This window comes from Reyranella sp. GW821-FHT14A01 (assembly GCF_058803965.1).
Map to the genome: position 1 here is coordinate 47139 of NZ_JBXAPM010000011.1, position 2443 is coordinate 49581.

Consider the following 2443-nt stretch of genomic DNA (forward strand, 5'->3'; position numbering starts at 1 on the left):
GCTCAGGGCTCAGGGCTCAGGGCTCAGGGCTCAGGGCTCAGGGCTCAGGGCTCAGGGCTCAGGGCTCAGGGCTCAGGGCTCAGGCAAAATCAGATCGGGTCAGGCTCAAGTCAAATCCGGATCAAGAGCATCGGATGTCTTCGAGCATTTCATGCCGCCCCAGGCGGCTCGGCCAGTTTCGGGTAGAGCGAAGTCAGCCTGTCTGAGGCCCTCTTCTATGCGCTCCGCTGAAATATGTGAGCCGGTAAGTCTCCTGAACGAACTGTTCCAACGCCTCGCGCGAGCGATCGTCGCCGCATGGCGAAGATGCCCTTATTCAAGGGGCGGCTTCGTAAGACCCGGCCATTCGGCCACCGGTCAGCCCGCCAGGCCGGGCGTGCACAAACAGCCTGCTACTCCCGATTGTTCTTTCAGGGCGAACCGCCACACTTGTATGCTGGTTCCGGGGAGACCAATGAACCAACAGACGCAGAAGGCGCTGACGGACAAATTCCCGCCGCGCGGTGCGGCCGTGGCCGGGCGCATCGACATTCCGCCAGCCTCTGTCTGGGGCCACCCTTGGCAACTTGGCCCGGCGTGGGAGTGGGCGCCGGGCAAGATCCTCCTGGGGTCATGGGAGGGCCGCAACATCGGCTGGGGAGACGACCGCCACATCGTGACCGTGGCGGGTTCCCGCGCTGGCAAATCCTCCAGCGTCCTAATTCCAAATCTCCTTCGCTACCCAGGCTCGGCTCTGGTCTTGGATCCCAAGGGCGAGCTCGCCAAGGCGACGGCCTCGGCGCGTGAGGCCATGGGCCAGAAGGTCTACGTCCTTGATCCGTTCGGCGAGACTGGCAGGCCTTCACACCGTCACAACCCCTTCGACGAACTCAAACAAAGCAAAGACGAACATGTAACGGCCGATGCCGCACTGCTGGCAGACGCACTGATCATCTCTAACGACAAAGATCCGCATTGGACGGACTCCGCCAAAAATCTCATTAGAGGTCTCACCCTTCATCTGCTGGACAAGAAAGAAAAAGCGACCATCAGAGAGATGCGGCGTCTGCTGAATGCCGATCCGGATGAACTGAACGAGACACTCAAGGCTATGCGCCGCTCCCTTGCCTATGACGGCGCGGTCGCAAATGTCGGCGCGGCGTTTTTGGGTAAATCGCTTTCAGGTGCAGAAGAACTGAGTAGCATTCTGTCGACAGCTCAGGAACAGACGACGCCGCTCGACGATGTGCGATCCATAACCGACGCCTCCGATTTCAGTTTACGCGATCTCAAAGAAGGCAAGGTCACCATCTATCTCGTGCTTCCCGGCATGCGGATGGGGACGCATTTTCGCTGGCTCCGCGTGGTTATTCAGCAGGCGCTGGCCGCGATGGAACTGAGCAAGGCCAAGCCGGATTTTCCGGTCTTATTCTTACTCGAGGAGTTTCCGGTCCTTGGCTACATGCGGCCGATCGAAACGGCGGCAGGCTTCGTCGCCGGCTTCGGCGTAAAGCTCTGGACCGTCGTACAGGATTTCACTCAGCTGAAGACACAGTATGAGAAATCCTGGGAAACATTTCTTGGAAATGCCGGCGTCATCCAGGCTTTCGGCAATGTCGACCTCACGACGACGGAATATCTCTCCAAGCGTCTTGGGAACCTGACCGTCGTCGAGACCCAGCATGTCCATGTGTCCGGCTCAGCCATGGTGCATGGCGACCTTGGTCAGCGTGAACATCTGCGCCATGTCCGGCTTCTCGAGCCCAACGAGATCACAGAATTCTTTACGCGCGAAAGCAATCGTCAGCTTCTCTGTGTGCCGGGACGCCCGCCGATCTATCTGAATCGTCTGCCGCCTGGAGGTTCGCCGCGATGAGTTATCAGCCGATACGAGAGTTCGCGGCCGATGGTGCGCTTACGCGGGCAGGATATGAATGGGCAGAGGCGAAATATGTCGAAGGCTCGAACATGTTGCTTTTCGGCATCTTCGGCGCAATCGCCTTTGTCATCGGCGCATTCATGCTGCTTGCGGGAAATTTCATTGGCATCGTGCCAGCAGGCCTCGGCGGCATAGGCGCCGCGAGGTTCTATGTATGGCGGCGCGACGAAAGTGCGCAGAAACGTCAATTCTGCTTTGAAGCTGATGGCGGAACGACAGCGCCGTTCGGACTCTCGGGTCAGCCCAGCTACGCGCCGGGAAGCATCCGCATGCAAGACATCGCCTCGATAGAAGGCAAGACCGACCAAGGTGTACTTGGTCTAGTCGTCATGCTCTTGCGCAGTGGCAGGGAGGTCCGGCTTGCGGACTCAATCGGTGAAGCAGAGGTGCAGATGATCACCGTCCAGCTGAATCTCGCCCTGAACGAGATGCGGGCTCAATTAGGCGGCGCGCAGAAAGTCGCGGCGCACGACATCATTATCAACTGAAAAAATTTGCGGGCGCGGGGGGGGGGGGGGGGGGGGG

2 protein-coding genes are annotated in these 2443 nt (G+C 59.4%); both read left to right on the top strand.

Annotated features, from left to right (window positions below):
* The first annotated feature begins 454 nt into the window (after positions 1–454).
* On the top strand, positions 455–1855 hold the full coding sequence (locus tag AC1ROX_RS19890) for a type IV secretory system conjugative DNA transfer family protein (protein ID WP_493128303.1): 1401 nt from the start codon (positions 455–457) through the stop codon (positions 1853–1855).
* Complete coding sequence (locus tag AC1ROX_RS19895; protein ID WP_493128305.1) at positions 1852–2406, top strand: hypothetical protein; 555 nt, start codon at positions 1852–1854, stop codon at positions 2404–2406. The genes AC1ROX_RS19890 and AC1ROX_RS19895 overlap by 4 nt, the downstream gene beginning before the upstream one ends.
* Positions 2407–2443: the final 37 nt, after the last annotated feature.

What these genes read in the sequence shown, in the direction of transcription:
- AC1ROX_RS19890 (WP_493128303.1), top strand. Translation starts at nt 455, where the DNA reads ATGAACCAACAGACGCAGAAGGCGCTGACGGACAAATTCCCGCCGCGC.
- AC1ROX_RS19895 (WP_493128305.1), top strand. Translation starts at nt 1,852, where the DNA reads ATGAGTTATCAGCCGATACGAGAGTTCGCGGCCGATGGTGCGCTTACG.